Source organism: Xanthomonas sp. NCPPB 2922, from assembly GCF_041520885.1.
GTDB classification, from domain to species: Bacteria; Pseudomonadota; Gammaproteobacteria; order Xanthomonadales; family Xanthomonadaceae; genus Xanthomonas; species Xanthomonas campestris.
The window spans coordinates 102,811-123,225 of record NZ_JBGOFY010000001.1 but is presented as its reverse complement, the minus strand read 5'-3'; the positions used below and the strand labels follow the sequence as shown (position 1 = coordinate 123,225).

The 20,415-nt window shown below is 63.8% G+C and carries 12 protein-coding genes; 7 read left to right on the top strand and 5 right to left on the bottom strand.

Annotated elements, in window-relative coordinates; translation table 11 throughout:
- Positions 1–76: 76 nt before the first annotated feature.
- The 3 genes from recF to dnaA all read right to left on the bottom strand — a co-directional run bounded on the left by recF (position 77) and on the right by dnaA (position 4,770).
- Positions 77–1,183: a DNA replication/repair protein RecF gene (recF, locus tag ACD584_RS00490; protein WP_070689144.1), complete on the bottom strand. Its 1,107-nt coding sequence runs from the start codon at positions 1,181–1,183 to the stop codon at positions 77–79.
- Between the two features lie 882 nt (positions 1,184–2,065).
- Entirely contained in the window at positions 2,066–3,166 is a 1,101-nt protein-coding gene (gene dnaN / locus ACD584_RS00485) for a DNA polymerase III subunit beta (protein ID WP_011035260.1), read from the bottom strand.
- Between the two features lie 275 nt (positions 3,167–3,441).
- Complete coding sequence (gene dnaA / locus ACD584_RS00480; protein WP_011035259.1) at positions 3,442–4,770, bottom strand: chromosomal replication initiator protein DnaA; 1,329 nt, start codon at positions 4,768–4,770, stop codon at positions 3,442–3,444.
- Positions 4,771–5,012: 242 nt separating this feature from the next.
- Between dnaA and rpmH the strand changes: the two genes are divergently transcribed.
- The 5 genes from rpmH (at position 5,013) to mnmE (ending at position 11,539) form a co-directional block, all read left to right on the top strand.
- Positions 5,013–5,153 (top strand): 50S ribosomal protein L34, encoded by a 141-nt coding sequence (gene rpmH / locus ACD584_RS00475; protein ID WP_002805908.1) that lies wholly within the window; start codon positions 5,013–5,015, stop codon positions 5,151–5,153.
- A gap of 38 nt (positions 5,154–5,191) precedes the next feature.
- Complete coding sequence (rnpA, locus tag ACD584_RS00470; protein WP_011039302.1) at positions 5,192–5,638, top strand: ribonuclease P protein component; 447 nt, start codon at positions 5,192–5,194, stop codon at positions 5,636–5,638.
- A 15-nt stretch (positions 5,639–5,653) separates the two neighbouring features.
- Positions 5,654–7,381, top strand: coding sequence for a membrane protein insertase YidC (gene yidC / locus ACD584_RS00465; RefSeq protein ID WP_076037579.1), 1,728 nt, complete (start codon positions 5,654–5,656; stop codon positions 7,379–7,381).
- 89 nt (positions 7,382–7,470) lie between these two features.
- Positions 7,471–10,176, top strand: coding sequence for a polysaccharide deacetylase family protein (locus ACD584_RS00460; protein WP_076037982.1), 2,706 nt, complete (start codon positions 7,471–7,473; stop codon positions 10,174–10,176).
- Positions 10,177–10,198: 22 nt separating this feature from the next.
- Entirely contained in the window at positions 10,199–11,539 is a 1,341-nt protein-coding gene (gene mnmE / locus ACD584_RS00455; RefSeq protein ID WP_076037580.1) for a tRNA uridine-5-carboxymethylaminomethyl(34) synthesis GTPase MnmE, read from the top strand.
- Positions 11,540–11,630: 91 nt separating this feature from the next.
- Here mnmE and ACD584_RS00450 read toward each other — a convergent pair whose 3' ends face one another.
- Both ACD584_RS00450 and ACD584_RS00445 read right to left on the bottom strand, forming a co-directional pair.
- Positions 11,631–14,675 carry a TonB-dependent receptor plug domain-containing protein gene (locus ACD584_RS00450; RefSeq protein WP_076037581.1) on the bottom strand — a complete coding sequence of 1,015 codons (3,045 nt, stop codon included), beginning with the start codon at positions 14,673–14,675 and terminating at the stop codon, positions 11,631–11,633.
- A gap of 772 nt (positions 14,676–15,447) precedes the next feature.
- On the bottom strand, positions 15,448–16,290 hold the full coding sequence (locus ACD584_RS00445) for a phosphatase PAP2 family protein (protein ID WP_076037582.1): 843 nt from the start codon (positions 16,288–16,290) through the stop codon (positions 15,448–15,450).
- Between the two features lie 195 nt (positions 16,291–16,485).
- Between ACD584_RS00445 and ACD584_RS00440 the strand changes: the two genes are divergently transcribed.
- Together ACD584_RS00440 and ACD584_RS00435 are read left to right on the top strand one after the other, a co-directional pair.
- A complete protein-coding gene (locus ACD584_RS00440; protein ID WP_076037583.1) occupies positions 16,486–18,801 on the top strand; it encodes a TonB-dependent receptor in 2,316 nt (771 codons plus the stop codon).
- 236 nt (positions 18,802–19,037) lie between these two features.
- Positions 19,038–20,138: a glycerophosphodiester phosphodiesterase gene (locus tag ACD584_RS00435; protein ID WP_076037584.1), complete on the top strand. Its 1,101-nt coding sequence runs from the start codon at positions 19,038–19,040 to the stop codon at positions 20,136–20,138.
- The last annotated feature ends 277 nt before the right edge of the window (positions 20,139–20,415 follow it).

Here is a 20,415-nt window from a genome sequence, read left to right as displayed (position 1 = left end):
CGGAAGCCGTATCGCGCGTGGGAAAAGGGGGATAGCGCGGCAATTATACCAGCCGGCTCATGCCAGCCGCGGCGGATCAGTCGGCGCCGGCCGTGGGCACCAGCTGACCGTGTTCCACGTGGAACCGGTGAAGGGTCTTACCGGCGTCGGCAAGTCCGGGGGGAAGTTCAGTTGCGGTAATCAGCACCTGCGCCGGCGCGCTGGCCAAGCGCTGGATCACCCGGGCTTGATGATGACGGTCCAACTCGGAACCCAGATCATCCAGCGCCATGATGGGCCACTCGCCACGCTCATGGGCGAAATCCTCCGCCTGGGCGAGCAGGCAGGCCAGCGCCGTAAGCTTGGCCTGCCCCCGTGAGAGCGCGTCCTTGCCGGGCAGAGCGTCGAACAACGGCGCCCAGTCGGCGCGGTGCGGGCCCTGCGAGGAGTAGCCGTTCTGGCGGTCGCGTTCGCGGGCGAGCAGCAGGGCATCCGCCAACGAAACCTCGTGGCGGCGCCAGCCGGGTGCGAACGTCAGTGCAGACAGGCCAAGCGAGGGGGCAATGGCCGTTGCGACCGGGATCAGGCGTTCCTTCAGCCGCTCAAGGTACTGCAGGCGCCGAGAGGTGAGGGTTTCGCCAGATTCGGCCAGTTCGTGATCCCAGGCATCCAGCATCCGCGGCTGTGCGCCCTGTTTGAGTAAGGCGTTGCGCTGCTTGAGTGCGCGCGCGTACCGACGCCACAGCGCCAGAAAGTCAGGTTCCACGTGGAACAAGCCCCAATCCAGGAAACGCCGCCGTGGTTCGCCGCCACCGCTGATCAGCACATGGCTGCCAGGCTCGAAAGTCACCACCGCAAGTGCGGCACACAGCGACCCGAGTTGGGCGACGTCTTCGCCATCCAGGCGGCCGGTCCATTCCTGCCCGCTGTGCCGCAGGCCGGCACGGCGTGTGCGCTCGGTGCTATCGCCCGCACGTTCGCGCCATTCGACGAAGATTTCCAGATCCTGCCCACCCTGGCGGATCAACCCGTCCCGCACCCGGCCACGAAAGCTGCGCCCGTAGGCCATGACATGCAGGGCTTCAAGCACGCTGGTCTTGCCGGCACCGTTGTCGCCGGTCAATAGATTCAACGTGCTGGCTGGATGAAACTCGACTGCTTCGAAGCGACGAAGTCGATGGATGGACAACCGCGCTACATGCATCGATCGGTCTGCTTGGCCTTGAAGTCCGGCATCGGACGGGGCGGAGCATACGTGATCGGCAGTGGACATGCTGCGGCAAACGTTTCCGTCACGCGGCGACAAACTGGGGACAAGTTGTGGACAGTTTCAATGCCCATGGCGGCCGTTTCGCTTATCCACAGGTACTCAGGGCGTTTGAGCGGATCTAGACACAGGGTTTCAAGGCCACAAAAGTGTTTAAAAACAGATGCTTAACCTACTTTTCGGCGAAATCTGGCCCTACCATCAACACCAAGCCTTTAAGATTTATCTAGATTTAAAAGCTTTGAGCGTTGTGCATAACTCAAAGTGACTTCCGAAGCCGTGCTCTAATCGCACGAAACTCTTTTGCAGAAGACCTAGTCTTTTTTCGCTCCCTGGTTCCATTTGTTTGTGGTGTTCCCTCACCAAGTGACGATCTCAGGTTTCTACGGAGCAGGCCGACCCGAGGCAGAGAGCGTGTGCCGATAGCCGCCGTGTTCTAGCCAGGAGACCACGAGTGCTTTCGAGCCGTGATTGGAAGAGAGCAGATAATCGCTTCCCTGATTGCTCGTGATGGCTCTTGCGTCTTCAGAGCCAGCCAAGAGCAAGCCCGCGATATCCCCCCATTGCCACGTAACACGGGACACCAGTCATCAGTCGATCCTGCGTGCGCGGAAGCTCGCTGCCCAGCCAATCCGCATGACTTCGCAGCAACGGTCGTTCACGACATCTCAGACCGCAACCAAGGCACATTGGCTCGAGAAACACCGAGTACGCCGGCAGGCACGTCGATGGCAGCGAGCCCCTTGTCTCAATTTCCCTTGGCCCACAAAAAAGCCCGGCGTAAGCCGGGCCCCTTCGTGTTCCACGTGGAACGCAGCGTCAGAGACGCAACGGCATCACGACGTGGCGGGACTTCTCGCTGCTAGCCTCACGCACCAGCGCCGACGAATTGGCATCGCGCAGCTGGATCACCACATGCTCGTCGCGCAGTGCAGAGAGCGCGTCCAGCAGATAGTTCACGTTGAAGCCGATGGCCAGATCATCGACCTTGGTATCGGCCTCGATCTCTTCCTGCGCTTCTTCCTGCTCCGGGTTGTGCGCGCTGATTTTCAGCTGGCCCGGCGATACTTCGACGCGAACGCCGCGGTACTTTTCGTTCGACAGAATCGCCGCACGCTGCAGTGACGCACGCAGCGCCTCGCGGTCCACCTTGACCTCACGGTCTGCGCCAATCGGAATCACCGCCTCGTAATCCGGAAAACGGCCGTCGATCAGCTTCGAGGTGAAGGTGACATCGCCGCGCTTGACGCGGATATGGCTACGGCCCAGTTCCAGCTCGACATCGCGATCAGCCGCCTCCAGCAACCGCAGCAGCTCGGTCACGCCCTTGCGCGGCACGATGATCTGGCGCTTCGCGCTACCGGACTTTTCCAGCTCGGTCTCGCACAGTGCCAGGCGGTGACCGTCGGTCGCCACGCAGCGCAGCAGGCCATCGCGCAGGTCGAACAGCAGGCCGTTGAGGTAATAACGCACGTCCTGCTGGGCCATCGCGAACGCCGTGCGCTCCATCAGCTCCTTCAGCCCGGCTTCCGGCACCGCCACACGCTCGGTGGCCTCGACTTCGTCCACCGACGGGAAGTCGTTGGCCGGTAGCGTGGCGAGCGTAAAGCGGCTGCGCCCGGCCTGCACCGTAACCTTGTCTCCGGTCTGCGAGACGGTGACGCGGCTGCCGTCAGGCAGGGCCCGCAGGATGTCGAACAGCTTGCGCGCCGGGATCGTGGTTTCGCCGTCCTGGGCGTCCTCGACCATGGTGCGCGAGATCATTTCGACTTCCAGGTCGGTCCCCGTCAGCGACAGCTGGCCGTTGTTCACCTGCACCAGCAAGTTCGCCAGTACCGGCAATGTCTGACGCCGTTCGACGACATTGACCACCTGGGCCAACGGCTTGAGGAAGGCTTCGCGCTGCAGTGTGAAACGCATGTGGTTCCGTGCCCCTATGCTTTAAAGATGTGGAATAAATCAAAAGCTTGGTGGTGATGGTAGGGCCGTTTTCGGCGGACAACCACACTAACGTATTGTTTCCAAAGACATTTTTGAGCTTGAAAGTCTATGGACTAGTGCCCCTGGAGCGGCGGGAAAACCTGTGGATAGTTTTCGCCTCAACGCTGCAGTCGCATTTATCCACAGATTCTCCCGCATTTGGCCCCAACTCATCCACGCTTTTTTCCAAGCCGGGCGAGAAGGGCGCCGAACGCTCACTCGCTGAGCTTGCGAATCAGCTTTTCCCAGTCCTCGCGCAGCTTGCCGTCGGCCTCCATCAGCGTGCGGATCTGCCGGCAGGCGTGCAGCACGGTGGTGTGGTCGCGGCCGGCAAACGCATCGCCGATCTCGGGAAGGCTGTGCTCAGTCAACTCCTTGGCGAGCGCCATCGCCACCTGGCGCGGGCGCGCCAATGAGCGGGTGCGGCGCTTGGAAAGCAGGTCCTTCATCTGCAGGCCGTAGTAGTCGGCCACGGTCTTCTGGATGTTGGGAATGCCGATCGCCTGCTGCTGCGCACGCAACAGGTCACGCAGCGTCTCCTGCGCAAACTCCACAGTGATCGAGCGGCCAGTGAAGTTGGCGCGGGCCACCAACGTGTTGAGCGCCCCTTCCAGGTCGCGCACGTTCGAGCGCATCTTCTTGGCGATCAGAAACGCCACGTCGTCGGGAATCTCGGCGCCGCGTTCGCGCGCCTTGGCCAGCACGATCGCCGCACGGGTCTCGAAATCCGGCGGGTCGATCGCTACCGACAGGCCCCAGGCCAGGCGCGACTTCAACCGCGGCTCCAGGCCCTCGACTTCGCGCGGATAGCGGTCGCAGGTCAGGATGATCTGCTGGCGGCCGTCGAACAGCGCGTTGAAGGTGTGGAAAAACTCCTCCTGCGTGCGGTCCTTGCCGGCAAAAAACTGGATGTCGTCGATCAGCAGCGCATCGATCTGCTGGAACTGGCGCTTGAACTGGTCCATTGCCTTGTCCTGCAACGCGCGGATCATCGCGCTGAAGAACTGTTCCGAGCGCAGGTACATCACCTTGGCGGCCGGATTGGCCTGGCGCAGCGCGTTGCCGGCCGCGAACATCAGGTGGGTCTTGCCCAGCCCGGTGCTGCCGTACAGCAGCAACGGGTTGTGCGCCCGGTCGCCAGGCTTCTGTGCGGCCTGGATCGCCGCGGCCAGACCGAGCTGGTTGCTGCGGCCTTCCACGAAGTTGGCAAAGGTGTAATGCGAATCCAGGTTGCCGGCGAAGGGCACGATCGGCGCGGCCGCCGGCGCACTGGCGACGGCTTGCGGTGCCGGCAGCGGCTCCGGCGCACGCGGACGGGAGCCGACCGCCAGCGCCACCTCGCCATTGCCGGCGAAATACGCCAGCAACTCGCGGATGCGCGGCAGGTATCGCTCGCGAACCTGCTCGACAATGAAGGCGTTCGGCGCGTACAGCACGATGCTGTCGCCGCGATCTTCGGCCTGCAGGGGTTTCAACCAGGTGTGGACATCTTCGGGCGGGAATTCAGCTTCGAGACGTTCCAGACAGCGGGGCCAAGCATCCATCAAAGTGTGATCATCTGTTGCTGGCTGCGGCGCGCAGAAAAGCGCCGTGCTCGCAGCCCGGTCGTGAAAAGAGGATGGACCAGACTAGCACCCGGGGCAGGGTTTTCCCAGGGTTATTCACAGGTCCATCCACAGGCCATGCACACCGTCACTTGCGGTAAAGCCAGCAGGGAGTTGACCCGGCCCCAACAGCTCCTATAGAATTTCCGGTTCTATTCGTCTCCATCCATGCAGAGGGCCCCATGGCCACCAAGCGTACTTTCCAACCCAGCAACCTGAAGCGAGCACGCGACCATGGCTTCCGCGCACGTATGGCAACCGCCGACGGCCGCAAGATCCTGGCTCGCCGCCGCGCCAAGGGCCGCAAGCGCCTGAGCGCTTGATTGCCGCGCCGCTCCCTGCGGCCGAGGCAATCCCTTCAGTGAACGCATCGAACCCGTGCAGGCGATTTCCTCGCTCTGCGCGGGTTCGTACGCGTGCGCAATATACGGTCGTCTTCGATACCGCGCGCCGCACCTCGGACCCGTTGCTGAGCCTGCACTGGCGCAGTGGCGAGACGCCGCCGCGCCTGGGCATGGCGGTGTCGCGCAAGGTCGATACGCGTGCGGTGGGGCGCAACCGCATCAAGCGGGTGCTGCGCGATGCCATGCGCCACCTGCTGCCGGAGCTTGCCGGCGGTGACTACGTCATCGTGGCCCGTTCGGCGGCCGCCAAAGCGACCAATCCACAGATCCGCGACGCCTTCGTGCGTCTGCTGCGCCGTGCCGGCGCATTGCCCCTGCCTGCCGCGCCCGGCACAATGCCGCCCGCCAGGGCACCGCGCCCATCCTCCCTTTCCCCGACAGAGCCGGACCCCCGTTCCGACTGAGCGAGTTGCTGCCCGATGAACCAGACCCGTGTTTTCCTGATTTTTGCCTGGCTGATGGTCGCGGCACTGCTGTGGATGGAGTGGGGCAAGGACAAGGCGGCCGCCAATGCGCCGACGCCGATCGCCTCGCAGGCGGTCCCGGCGGCGCGCGATCCGGACGCCGCGGCCCCCGCGGCGAACGTGCCGTCGGCACAGGCGATTCCGCAAGCCGGCAGCCCTGCCGCGGTGCCTGGGACCAGCACCACCACGGCCACGGCCACGCCCGTGGCGGCAGGTGCCGCGCCGGCAATCACCCTGACCTCGGACGTGCTGCGCCTGAAGCTGGACGGCCGCAGCGTGCTCGACGCCGAGCTGTTACAGTTCCCGCAAACCAAGGACGGCACCGAGCCGGTCAAGTTGCTGACCGAAGACGCCGCGCATCCGTATAACGCCACCAGCGGCTGGGCCAGCGAGCGCTCGCCGGTGCCGGGCGTGGGCGGTTTCCGTGCCGAGCAGCCGGGCACCACGTTTGAGCTGGCCAAGGGCCAGAACACCCTGGTAGTGCCGTTCGTGTGGAACGGCCCCAATGGCGTGTCGATCCGCCGCACTTTCACCTTGCAGCGCGGCAGCTACGCGATCTCGATCAAGGATGAGGTGATCAACAAGAGCGATGCGGCGTGGAACGGCTATGTGTTCCGCAAGCTGAGCCGGGTGCCGACCATCCTCAGCCGCGGCATGACCAACCCGGATTCCTTCAGCTTCAACGGCGCGACCTGGTACAGCCCGCAGGAAGGGTATGAGCGCCGGGCGTTCAAGGACTACATGGACGACGGTGGCCTGAATCGCCAGATCACCGGCGGCTGGGTGGCCCTGCTGCAGCATCACTTCTTCACCGCGTGGATCCCGCAGAAGGACCAGGCCTCGCTGTACGTGCTGGCGCAGGATGGCCCGCGTGACGTGGCCGAGCTGCGTGGCCCAGCCTTCACCGTGGCACCGGGCCAGAGTGCCAGCACCGAGGCGCGCCTGTGGGTGGGCCCGAAGCTGGTCAGCCTGCTCGCCAAGGAAGACGTGAAGGGTCTGGACCGCGTGGTCGACTACAGCCGCTTCTCGATCATGGCCATCATCGGCCAGGGCCTGTTCTGGGTGCTGAGCCATCTGCACAGCTTCCTGCACAACTGGGGCTGGGCGATCATTGGCCTGGTGGTGGTGCTGCGCCTGGCGCTGTATCCGCTGTCGGCCGCGCAGTACAAGTCCGGTGCCAAGATGCGCCGCTTCCAGCCGCGCCTGGCGCAGTTGAAGGAGCGCTACGGCGACGACCGCCAGAAGTACCAGCAGGCGACGATGGAGCTGTTCAAGAAGGAAAAGATCAACCCGATGGGTGGCTGCCTGCCGCTGCTGATCCAGATGCCGATCTTCTTCGCGCTGTACTGGGTGTTGGTGGAATCGGTGGAACTGCGTCAGGCGCCGTGGCTGGGCTGGATCCAGGACCTGACCGCGCGCGATCCGTACTTCATCCTGCCGGTGCTCAACATCGCCATCATGTGGGCAACGCAGAAGCTGACCCCGACTCCGGGCATGGACCCGATGCAGGCCAAGATGATGCAGTTCATGCCGCTGGTGTTCGGCGTCATGATGGCCTTCATGCCGGCCGGCCTGGTGCTGTACTGGGTCGTCAACGGTGGCCTGGGTCTGCTGATCCAGTGGTGGATGATCCGCCAGCACGGCGAGAAGCCGAGCAAGATCATCCAGGCCAACGCCAAGTAAGTGGAACAAGGCCCGCCGCAAGGCGGGCTTTGTACATGTGCCCCCGCAGTGCACCACCGCACGTGCTGACCATTGCCAAGGATGCGTTCGTGATGTCTTCGCCGCTGCACCGCCTGTTGCTGTGCGCCAGTTATGTGGGGCTGTTGCTGCTGGCTGGCTGCGGCAAACCGCAGGACGGGCGCGATGGGCAGGAGGCTGCCAAGCCGGCCGCATCCGCCACATCTGCCGTGCAAAACGATCCAGCTGCCGAAGATGCGCGCGCCCTGATCGCGCAGTTGCGCGAACAGCTGGACCGGCATCGCCGCATCATCGTGTTGCTGGCCGATGAGGCCGCGCAATCGCCGCGCGACCGTGCCACCTCCAGCAGCGTGGGCCAGCAGTTGTTCCATGAGAACCTGGAGCAGCGCGAGCGTATTGCTGCGCGGTTCGAGACCGTGCTGGCCTCCAAGGCATCCACCCGCTTCGCCACCCTTGCCACGGTGCTGGACGATGTCGAGTCAGCGCCCGATCTCTACGATGCCGATCGCCTGGCCTTTCGCGAAGTGCTGCGCGATTTGCACGCGCGCATTGGCCGCGATTCGGCATTGCCGGCGGTGAAACTGCACCAACGCATTGGCGAAGACCTGGAGGCGCTGGATGAAATCGAACGCACCTACAACACCGAGCTGACCCAGATCTTCAGCCGCTTCGATCGCAGCCGCGCCATCACGCCCAAGCGCGAGAAATGGGACGACTACGTGGCGCATCTGCGCACGCTGTACACGCGCGAAAAGATCCTGCGCGACCACGGCGTGGTGGAGCCGTATCCGTTCTCCGCGCGCGACAGCGAGAGCGAGATCTTCGGCCGCGATCTGCCGCCCAAGACGGTGGTGCTGACCTTCGACGATGGCCCGCACAAGGCTTACACCGAGGAGATCGTGACCATCCTCAAACGCTACGACGTGCCCGGCGTGTTCTTCGAAGTGGGCCGCAATCTGGGCAACCTGGATGCGCAAGGCAAGCCGACCCTGGCACCGCTGGCCAAGATCAGCCACAGCCTGATGGAAGAAGGCTATGCGGTGGGCAATCACAGCCTCACCCATGCACAGCTGTCCAAGACCACCGGTGCGGCCTTGCGCAGCCAGGTGCTGGATACCGACACGCTGTTGCGTGCGGTGGACGACAAGCGCGCGCCGCTGTTTCGGTTTCCGTATGGCGCACGCAATGCCGAAGGGCTGCAATTGCTCGGCGAAGCGGGCCTGAAATCGATCATGTGGAACATCGATTCAATGGACTGGGCCGACCCGGTGCCGGAATCGATCGTGCAGCGCGTGCTGGACCAGGTGAACAAGGAACAGCGCGGCATCGTGCTGTTCCACGATATCCACGACCGCGCCGTGAAAGCGTTGCCGCAGATCCTGGATCGCCTGATTGCCGATGGCTACCAGTTTGCCGGCTGGAACGGGCGCGATTTCTCGGTGGCGCGAGCACCCAGCGCGACCGCGGCCGCAACGGTGACCACCGGTTATGCCAAGTCGTGGGCGATCGTGATCGGCATCGACGACTACGCGCGCTGGCCCAAGCTCGAATACGCCGCCAATGATGCGCAGGCCATTGCCAACACCTTGACCGGCCCGTTGGGGTTTCCGTCGTCGCAGGTGATCGTGCTCAAGAATGCCGAAGCCACCCGCAACAACATCCTGGCCGCGTTCCATGACCGGCTCGGCGATGGACGCGCGCAGACCAACGACCGCGTGTTCGTGTTCTTCGCCGGGCATGGCGCCACGCGCCGGCTCGCCTCCGGGCGCGACCTGGGCTACATCACCCCGGTGGATTCGGACCCGGAGCACCTGGCCAACGACGCGATCGCGATGAGCGACCTGCAGAACATCGCCGAAAGCCTGCAGGCCAAGCACGTGCTGTTCGTGATGGACGCCTGCTACAGCGGTTTGGGATTGACCCGTGGCGGCCCAGGTTCCAGCGCCTACCTGCGTGAGAACGCCCGCCGTATCGCGCGCCAGATGCTCACCGCCGGCGGCGCCGATCAACAGGTGGCCGACAGTGGCCCGAACGGGCATTCGGTGTTCACCTGGGTGGTGTTGCAGGCGCTGGCCGGCAAGGGCGATCTCAATGGCGATGGCTTGATCACCGGAACCGAGCTGGCCGCGTATGTCGCGCCGGCTGTGTCTGCGGTGTCGGCACAGACGCCGGCATTCGGCAGCCTGCCGGGATCGCAGGGCGGTGAGTTTGTGTTCCAGGTGCCGAGTGGCGAAGAATTCCTCACCGCCGATACCGCGCAGTTGTCGGCGGCCGCGATCGCGCTCAATGGCCGCGTGGATGCGGTGCGCCCGGCTGCGGTCAGTGCCGGCGTACCGGCAAACGCGGCGCCGGTGACGGTCAAGACCTTGCAGGGCGGCGAAGCCACGTTGGTGCTGCCGACCGCGGTGAAGAGCAGCGACCGGCAGCGTGCGCAATTGGCCAACGAACGTGGTTTGCAGCTGTACAAGGAAAAACGCTACGCCGATGCCGCCGAGCAGTTCGCCGAAGCCCTGAAGCTACGGCCGGACTTTGCATTGGCTGCCAATAACCTGGGGTTTGTGTACTACCGCCAGGAGCGCTATGCCGAAGCCGCACGCTGGCTGGAAAACACCTTGAAGATCGATCCCTCGCGCGCGGTGGCCTATCTCAACCTCGGCGATGCCTATGCCAAGGCAGGCGATCGCGAGAAGGCACGCAAGGCCTACACCACCTATCTCGCCCTGCAGCCGCAAGGTGCAGGCGCCGAGCAGGCACGCGCACAGTTGCAGACTCTGTGATTTCTCTTCGTTCTCTCTTCGCATGAATGCTTCGCCTTCCACCATCGTTGCCATCGCCACTGCTGCCGGAACTGGCGGTATCGGTATCGTGCGGCTGTCCGGCCCGCAATCGGTACAGATCGCCGCCGCGCTGGGCATCGCCGGACTGCAAGCGCGGCATGCACGTTACGCGCGCTTTCGTGATGCGCAGGGCGAGGTCATCGATGACGGCATCGCGGTGTGGTTCCCCGCGCCGCACAGCTTCACCGGCGAAGAGGTGGTGGAGCTGCAGGGCCACGGCAGCCCGGTGCTGCTACGGCAATTGGTGGCCCGCTGCATCGCGCTGGGTGCACGTCAGGCGCGTGCGGGTGAGTTCAGCGAGCGGGCCTTCCTCAACGGCAAACTCGACCTGGCACAGGCCGAAGCGATTGCCGACCTGATCGCCGCTGGCGATCTGCGCGCAGCGCGTGCGGCGCGCAGATCGCTCGACGGTGTGTTCTCGCGACGCGTGGATGCGGTAAGTGAGAGCCTCACGCGGTTGCGCATCCATGTGGAAGCGGCGATCGACTTCGCCGACGAGCCCCTCGACACACTGGGCGGCGCGCAGGTGCGCGAGGAGCTCACCCGCACGCGCGCACTGCTTGCGCAGCTGTTGCGCGATGCCGAACGTGGACGCAAGTTGCGCGATGGTTTGCACGCAGTACTCATCGGCCCGCCCAACGCCGGCAAGAGTTCCTTGCTCAATGCCTTGGCCGGCAGCGAGCGGGCGATCGTCACCGATGTCGCCGGTACCACGCGCGATACCCTGCACGAGGCGATCCAGCTCGATGGCTTCGAACTGACATTGGTCGATACCGCAGGCCTGCGCGAGGGCGGCGATGCAATCGAGCGCGAAGGCATGCGCCGCGCGCGCGCCGAACTGCAGCGTGCCGACCTGGCGCTGATCGTGCTGGATGCACGTGACCCGCAGGCCGCGCGCGATGCCCTCGGCGATGCCATTGATGCGGTACCGCGCCGGTTGTGGATCCACAACAAATGCGACCTGCTGGCTGTGGCTGGGCCAATGGACGCCGATGCGATCGCGGTGTCTGCGGTGACCGGGCAGGGGCTGGAGCACCTGCACACCCGCCTGCGCGAACTGGCGCTGGGCGATGGCATAGAAAGCGTGGATGGCGAATTTTCAGCGCGCACGCGGCATGTCGATGCATTGCACCGCGCCGAACAACATGCCGACGCCGCAGATCTGGAGCTGCGCTACGAGCAGCTCGAACTGGCCGCCGAAGAACTGCGCCTGGCGCATGAAGCCCTCGGCGAAATCACCGGCAAGCTCAGCGCGGACGATTTACTCGGCAAGATCTTTTCGAGTTTTTGTATCGGGAAGTAATGCGGTGGCCGCGACCTCGCTCATGCGCCACCCATGAAAAATCCGGCCTCTTGCGAGGCCGGATGCTGTGGTCACTTCACTATGCGCACGCTTAGAAGTCGTAGCGTGCCGTCAGCCGGAATGAGCGCGGTGTCTGGTAATTGCCATCGTTCAAGTAGTTCGGGCTGATCACATCACGCGAGGCCTCACTGAACTCGTTGTACTCGGTGACGCGATCGTTGTTGAACAGGTTGAAGACGTCGAGCTTGATGCGCAGCTTGTTGTCGGCCCAATTGGGGATGTAGGCCGCTGCCAGATCGAAGGTCCAGGTCCACGGTGTGCGGCCTTCGTCGCCACGTTGGCGTAGCTCGCGTGTGCCTTCAGCGTTCAAGCAATAAAAGCTCGAGCCGCTGTAACCGCTGAGGTTGCCCTGGTCAGGCTGCGGAATATCGTCCAGCGGGATATAGCCCTGGCAGTTGATCGGGCGGCCGGACTGCAGCACCAGATTTCCGCCGAACTGCCATTCGGGCGTGAGGTTGTATGCCCCGAACAGCTTGAGCGTGTGCTGACGATCGTTCGGGGTCGGCCCATAGGTGCCATCGGTGAACAGACGGTGGTCGAAGTCCTGGGTGAGGCCGGCATCTTCCTGTTCCAGCGTGGAATTGACGTAGCCCTCGACGTTGCCGCGTGTCCTGGCAAACGTATAGGAGCCCTGGAAGTTGAACTTCTCGCCGGTCCGTTCCCAGAAGAATTCCAGTGCCGTGTGGAGGCGACGATACTCGGGTAGTCCAAGGTACGAGGCAGGCAGGGTGGCCAGTTCGACTTCGCCATCGCCGTTCAAATCGACATTGAGGGTGACATCGCTTCCTGGATTGAGGAAGTAGCAGCTCGGCACGGATCCCGGATCGAAATCGGGATAGCCGTTGTCTGCGGCCCAATCAATCCAGGGGTTGGTTGTGCAGGTGTCGTCCATGCCGGACTTCACTTCGCGGCGGATCATGCGCACACCCGCCATCCAGTTCTCGGTCAGCTGCAGTTGGCCACCCAGGATCACTTCGTCCTGGTACATCGGCGACAGGTTGGTCGATGCGACAGAGGCCGGATTCGGCGCAGTGAGCGAGCCATTGGCCTGGGTCTGGCCGATCTGCGCACCTTGACCCACCGGCGTGCCATCGGCTTCGCTCCAGCCATTGACGAAGTACCAGTTGGACACGGTCGATTCGGCACCGGTGGCCCGGATACTCGAGTTGGTCGCCACCGGAATGTAGTAGCGGCCGGCGGTACCGAATAGCTTCAGGCTGGCGTCGCCGAGCACATCCCAGGAGAAGCCAAGGCGCGGCGCCATCTTGTAATCGGACTCGATCCAGGCGATGCCATCGCCGTTCTTGTTTTCGAACTTTTCGCCGCGCAAGCCGAGCACGGCAAGGAAGTTCTCGGTGACCTGCCAGTTGTCTTCCAGATAGAACGCGCTATTGGTGTTCTCGTAGCTGGAGCTGCTGGTCTGATACACGCGTGAGCGTGCGTACAGCGCACCGCGCGGCACGAGCTGACCGTTGACCGTACGCCCCGGCTGTCCGGCAAACGCGCCGGTTGCCACAGCATTGCCCGGCACGGTGTAGTACGCCCAGTTGATGCCGCCGGCGTAGGTCTGGCCACGGTGGCTGGATTCGTATTTTTCCTGATCCACGCCAAAGCGCAGCCGGTGCTCGCCCAGCACCCATTCGCCATCCACGCGGAAGGCTTTGCGGACGTCTTCATCGGGTTCGGCATCCAGATCAGCGATGGTCGTGATCGTGCCCGGGTTGCAGCCGATATAGCGGTCAATCACGCTGGTGGTCAGGCCGAAGCTGTACGCCCATGGGCACTCTCCGCCAGCGGGATTGGCAGGTAAGCGGGAATCGATCAGGTTGCTCAAATAGCCGTATTGCGCCGACAGGGTGAAATTGTCGGTGAAGTAGCCGGTGTACTTGAGGATGCCGACCTTGCCGCCGTTTTCCATCTCGTACTGCTCGATCGGCACTTCGTGCCTGCCAACGTTGTAGCGGTTATCGCCGTTGGCGTCGGTGTCGTATTCGTAGGTGCGGTACTTGGTCTTGGCCTGGTTGTAGATGCCGGTGAATTCGACCAGGTTGCTGTCGTTGATGTACCAGTCGAGTTTGACCAGGCCCTGCGGCGTCGTGTCACTGACACGCCGGCTGGTCAGCGCGTAGAAGTTGTCTTCCGTCTCCTGGCGGCCTTCCACCATTGCAAAGAAGAACAAGCGGTCCTTGATGATCGGGCCGCTGGCGTAAGCCGAATAGATGGTGCTGTCGAACTGGTCATCACTACGGTATTGGTACAGCGGGTCCGACGCATCGGGATCGCGCTCGCGCACGTTCTTGCCTGCTGCAGCGCCCCAGTCCGGTGCCCATTCAACGCTGGCGCCGTAATGCCAGTCGTTGGAGCCGGACTTGGTCACGATGCTGACGATGCCGCCCAGCGAGCGCCCGTACTCGGCACCGTAGCCGCCGGTCTTGATCTGCAGCTGGCCGATGCCCTGGAACGGGATGTTGGCGAAGGACAGGAACGTGCGCATGTTGGTCACGTCGAAGCCGTTGATGTAGTAGCCGTTCTCGGCCACCGAGGAGCCGCCGAAAGAGGCCAGATTGCCCGCGCCCAGGCCGCTGTCGCCGCGAACGGCGCCCGGCGCCAGCAGCGCCACCGACGACACATCACTGGCCACCGGCAGCGAGACCATCTGCTCGGCCGTGAACACCGTGGTCGATTCCACCGACGACACGTCGATCGGATTGAAGGCCTGTACGCCCACGACCTCCACACGGTCCAGCGTCTTGGCATCGCTGCCGAGCAATACCTGCGAGCCGCTACCGACCTTGACGTCCACCTCGCGCGTCACCCCATCGGCGGTGATCACGTACTTGCCCGGTGGCAATTGGCTGAAAGTGAAACGCCCGTCCGCGCCCGCGGTGATCGAGCGGCTGACGCCGGTCTGCGGGCTCTGGATGGCGATCGTGCTTCCTGGCTGGCCACTACCGAAGATCGAGCCGACTGCGCTCTGCGCCTGTACCCCACCGACGACGCACATCCCCAACGCAAGACTCAAGGCACTGCGCTTGATGTTCCTGCACAACACACTACGGACCCCTGGACGCGTCATTCCTCTCTCTCCTGATGAATTCGGTCACGGACACTGCAGACGTGGGACTCGACTGCGATCGCAGTCGAGGGGAACTGCACTTCAGGGATCGCCTGAAAAACATGAACGGACGTCAGCTTCCTGAAGCCTGTCTGAAGATTAACCCAAGATTTACAGAGATGTCATCTTCCGGGAACTTTTGGCGAGATCGGTGCTTTCGGGTCGGGATTCGTTCGGCCAAATGCTGTACGCGAATGAAGTATTTGCAGCTGCTGCGAATGCCTCTAAGGCGCCAGGGGTTCAGGCGAACGCCGGACCAAGCACGCCAGTGCGCGCACGTCTTGTGGCCACAGCGAGGTGGTGCGACAGCTGGGCGAGTCAGTGCCGGGAGAACACGCCCGCAGGTCGACCAAGCGGGTCTCTCGCATCTCTTGCGGAAGCATGACCTGCCAAGAGGCCGCCAACTGCTGTGCTCAACGGATGGTGGGTTGCAGGCGCCTATGCCAGGCCAACGCTCTGTGATCGCTGATGCCGCGCATGACCAGCATCTCGGCGGCTATGCGCCAAGGCAGCGGTCAACAAGTAACCAGTGGAAACGGAACTATTGCCAGCGTTAGAGCGGGCAACGCACTGCTGCACGCATGCGCCAGATAGTCTGCCCATCGACTCAGAGCCCAGGCATCCCCATGCCGTCATGCCTGCATGCGCCAATCGACGAATGCTGCGAGCCGCAGTGTTCGGCTGCATGCCTGCGACCTGCACATCGCGCAGGCGCGCATCACTGCGATCTGGCCTACAGCACGCCCGGCAACACCGTCTGCAGGGCGGCGGCTTCTGCCGCGCATGTCGTGGAGTCCACTGGCGTAACTTTGGCAATCTCGCGGCGGGCGGCGGCCAGGTCTTTCTGGAACTCGGCGTTGCCATGCAGTGCCGCGACGGTGGCGGTGCCCATGATGCGGCCCTGCAGGACGTCGCTTTGCCAGTGCACGTTGCAGACCAGGCGGCTGTCGCCGAAGGCGCGGCCGCGGGCGAGCAGGGCATCGCGCCTGGCCGGTGCCAGCTCGGCCAGGATCAGGCCCCAACTCCAGCCGATGGCGGTGTGACCAGACGGGTAGGAGCCGTTCTTGCGCAGGCTGTCGTCGTCGGCCGGGGTGCACATCGGTTGATCGTTGCGCATGAACGGGCGCGGGCGTTGGTAGCGCGCCTTGGCCGCACTGGTGCTGGTGCTGGCATCGCGCAGGCTGCGTTCGAGCAGGCGCAGCAGGTGTGGCGTCGTGGCCTGGTCGATCTGCACGCCCAATGCGCAGCTGAAGTGGCCAGCCGCCGCCGGGAAGCCAAGCGCGGCGTCGCGCGTGGCCAGGTCCCAGCGTGCTGTGCCGCGTAGTTGCAGCATCGCCTTGGCCACTGCCTCGTCGTTGGCAAGCGCGGCGCTGCCATCCTGCGGCGGTGGCGGGACCAGCTGCAGGCTGTCGGGCAATTGCTCTTTCTGCAGATAACCACGCGCGTCGGTAGCAATCACCGAACCTGCGGAGGCTGGCTTCTCCCGTGCACCCGCCAGGCCGCTGCCGATCAGCAACGTGGCGATAGCGATGCCAGTCAGCGTCCGATAGAACGAGCGAGCACGGCGCTGCGGCATGGAACACTCCTCAAACGACACAACGGGAAGAACGCGCACATTACGACGCGCAGATGACAGCTGCATGCCGGCGCCACGCAGTGACGGCGCGCGCAACGCAGCGACTGTCGCCGCACTGTCATGTGGCCGTCGCATCGGCGCAAAACAGCTGTCGCACGCTTGCCGCCATCTTTTGACTCTTCCCCCACGCCGCTCATGCCCAAGACCCATCTCCTCAGTGCCGCTGTCCTTACCGCGCTCGTGCTGTCACCGGCCGTGCGCGCCGCCGATACGCCCGCCGAGGCAGGTGCCGACGCGTCTGCCGCAACGGGAACCGTGCAGCAACTCGATGCGGTGTCGGTGATCGGTCAGGGCGAAACCCGTCAGGTGCAGCGCATCACCCAGCAGGACATTCCGGTGCTGCCGCCGGGCACCAGCATCCAGAAGCTGCTCAACCGCATGCCGGGCGTCAACGTGCAGTCCAACGATGCCTTCGGCGCGAACGAAGAGTCGCAAACGATCAGCCTGCGTGGCTTCAACGGCACGCGTCTGGGCTACACGCTCGATGGGTTGCCGCTGGGCGATAACGCGTACGGCAACTACAACGGCCTCAACATCAGCCGCGCGCTGATCGCCGAGAATTTCGGCGGCGTGGAGCTGGCTTCGGGTATCGGTGCGCTCGGTACCGCGTCGACCAGCAACCTCGGCGGCACCATCCAGTACTACTCGGCCGATCCGTCCAGCGTGTTTGGCGGCCAGGTGTCGCAGACGGTGGGCTCCGATGCCAACCGCCGCACCTTCCTGCGTATTGATACCGGTGATTACAACGGGTTCTCGGCGTATGTGTCCGGCATCAATGCCGAAGCCGACACGTGGGCGCGCCCCGAGTCGCCGACCACCACCCGGCAGTTCAATGCCAAGGGCGTGTATCAGTTCGACGGCGGCAAGTTGACGGCCTTCGCCGATACCTCGCGCACTTCGCAAGCCGACTATTCCTACCTGTCCAAGAGCGGCATGGCGCGTGGTCTGGGCTGGGATTGGAATTTGTACGCACCGGACTGGAACCGTGCGTTGGCGGCGGCGTACTGCGCACCGGCCACGCGCAATGCCGCACGTTGCGGCTTCAGCGGCGGCGTGGATAACGTGGACGACGCGTATTACCAGAGCCGCGCGCTGCGCGACGACGACTTGTTCTACGTGGCCGGCGACTTCCAACCCAACGATGCCATCAGCCTCCATACGCAGGTGTATCACCATGAAAACAAGGGCCAAGGCCACTGGTGGTCGCCGGGCCAGGCATCCAACCCGGGCACGCCGCAGGCACTGCCGATCTCGATCCGCAGCACCAACTACTGGATCAATCGCACCGGCGGCATCGCCTCGCTCGGTTGGGATCTGGGCCCGCATCATCTGGAAGCCGGGCTGTGGTACGAGCGCAACCACCACGATGTGGAGCGCAATTTCTACTGGATCGATGGGCCGGTCAGCGATGACAAGTTCCTGCAGGATCCCGACCGCCGGCTGTTCTCGCAGAACTACATCATCACCACGCGGCAGTTCTACGTGCAGGGCAACTTCAAGTTTCTCGACGACCGCCTGAGCGTGGATCTGGGCATCAAGAGCCCGAGCACCGAAATGACCGCGCGCGAGACGCCGGGCATCGCAGTGGAAGCGCCGGTCGCCACCGGCTCGATCAAGGCCAGCGAGTCGGTGCTGCCGCAGATCGGGTTGGGGTATCGCCTGGCCGAAGGGCAGGAAGTGTTCGCCTCGTACGCGGAAAACATCGCCGCATTCCAGGGCGGTGGCGCCGGTGGCCCGCTGCTGGTGACGCAGGCCTCGTTCGATGCCAGCGTGGGCGCGCTGGAGCCGGAAAAGTCGCGCACGCTGGAAGCCGGCTATCGCTTCGTGCGTGACCGCTTCGAAGCCTCGTTGGTCGGTTACGACGTCACCTTCGACAACCGCCTGCTCTCGCTCAACCCCTGCGCCAGCATCCAGCAGGGCACCACGCCGGCCTGCACCACACGCTTCTTCAACGTGGGGTCGGTGAGCAGCCGCGGTGGCGAACTGACGGTGATCTGGAAGCCCACCAGCTACCTGCAGTGGTACAACTCGGCCTCGATCAACCGCTCCACCTATGACGACAACTACGTGCAGAACGGGGTGACCATTCCCACTGCCGGCAAGACCACGGTGGATACGCCCAAGCGCATGTTGGCCAGCGAAATCGCCTTCAACTACGCTGGCTGGAACGTCAACCTGCGTGGCAAGTACACCGGTGAGCGCTTCTACACCTACACCAATGATCAGGGCTTTGGCGGCTACACCTCGTTCGATGCCGGCGCCGGCTACGAGTTTGGCCAGGTCAGCATGCTGCAGTCGCTGAAGCTCTCGCTCAACGTGACCAACCTCACCGACAAGCGATACGCCTCCAACCTCACCGCGTTCGCCAACAGCGATCCGAATGGCCGCCAGCTGGCGTTCCACGCCAGTGCACCGCGGCAGGTGTTCTTGACGTTGGATGCGAAGTTCTGAGTTAGGGATTGGGGAATCGGGATTGGGGATTCGTAACGGCGGACGTGCTGCTGTGACGGCATTTTCGATGCTGCGTCGATGCTGTGATCTTGTCGTTTAGAGTGATCCGTCCACGCCGGGCGTTGGCGCACACATGCGCCAGGGCCTGTGACATCCAAGCGTGCGCCATGCCGCGATGCACACGTGCCTGCGCATGTGGCGCCGTGGCTGGTGGCAATGCTCTATGGGAGAACACCATGCTGATGTTTCACCGCACGCTGTTGTTGGGAGCCATGATGGCCGTCATGAGCAGCCCTGCACTGGCAGAAGCGCCGCTGGCCAAGACGGTGCAGATCTTCGCGCACCGCGGTGCCAGCGCATTGCGCCCGGAACATACCTTGGCGTCCTACGCCAAGGCTATCGTCGATGGCGCTGATTTCGTCGAGCCGGATCTGGTGTCGACCAAGGATGGCGTGCTGGTGGCGCGCCATGAGAACGAGATCGGCGGCACCACCGATGTGGCCAGCCATCCGGAGTTTGCCGCGCGCAAAACGCGCAAGACCATCGATGGCCAGGCGCTGGAAGGCTGGTTCACCGAAGACTTCACCCTGGCCGAGTTGAAGACCCTGCGCGCGCGTGAGCGGTTGCCGCAATTGCGCGGCACGCAGTGGGATGGCCGTTTTCAGATCGTGACGCTGGACGAGATCATCGACTTCGTTGCGGCAGAGTCGGCCGCAACCGGGCGCACGATCGGGCTGATTCCTGAGATCAAGCACCCGAGCTATTTCAGCGGCCTGGGCCTGGCGATGGAAGACAAGGTGCTGGCCACCCTGCAAGCGCACGCGTATACGCGCACGGCGCCGGTGATGATCCAGTCGTTCGAGACCACCAACCTGCGCTACCTGCGCGGCAAGATCGGGCGGCAGAGCAACATCCGGCTGCTGCAATTGCTCAGTGGTGCGCAGATGGCGCTGCCCGATGCGGGAAAGGGCGCTGCGCCAGCCAGCTATGCGCAACTGATGACGCCTGCGGGGCTCACGCAGGTTGCCACCTACGCCGACGCGATCGGCCCGGACATCCGCGCGATCATTCCGCTGGACGCGCAGCAGCGCCTGGGTCAACCGACCAGCCTGGTGCGCGATGCGCATGCGGCGGGATTGCAGGTGCAGCCGTACACCTTTCGACCGGAAAACTATTTTCTCGCCGCCGACAACCGCAGTGGCGGTGCGCCGACCGAACGTAACGAAGCGGGTGCGCTGGCGGAATTAAAGCGCTATCTGGACACGGGCATCGATGCGTTTTTCGCCGATGACCCGGGCCTGGCGCGGCGTGCGTTGAGCGCGAAAACACCGCGGTAAGCAACGCATACGTAGGAGCGCGCTTGCGCGCGATGGGGCGTTACCGGTGACGCTTCATCGCGCGCAAGCGCGCTCCTACGTGAGGCGGGCGGCGACGTGGATTGGTCGGTGGTTTGTTTGAAGAATGGTTGTACGTGCGTGGCGCACTGGCGCAATTCAAGCGCTATCTCTGCACCGGCATCGACGCATTCTTCGCCGGCAACACGGGCTTGGCGCGACGCACGTTGAGCGGGCAGACACCGCGGTAGGTAACGCGGAGTGCGTAGGAGCGCGCTTG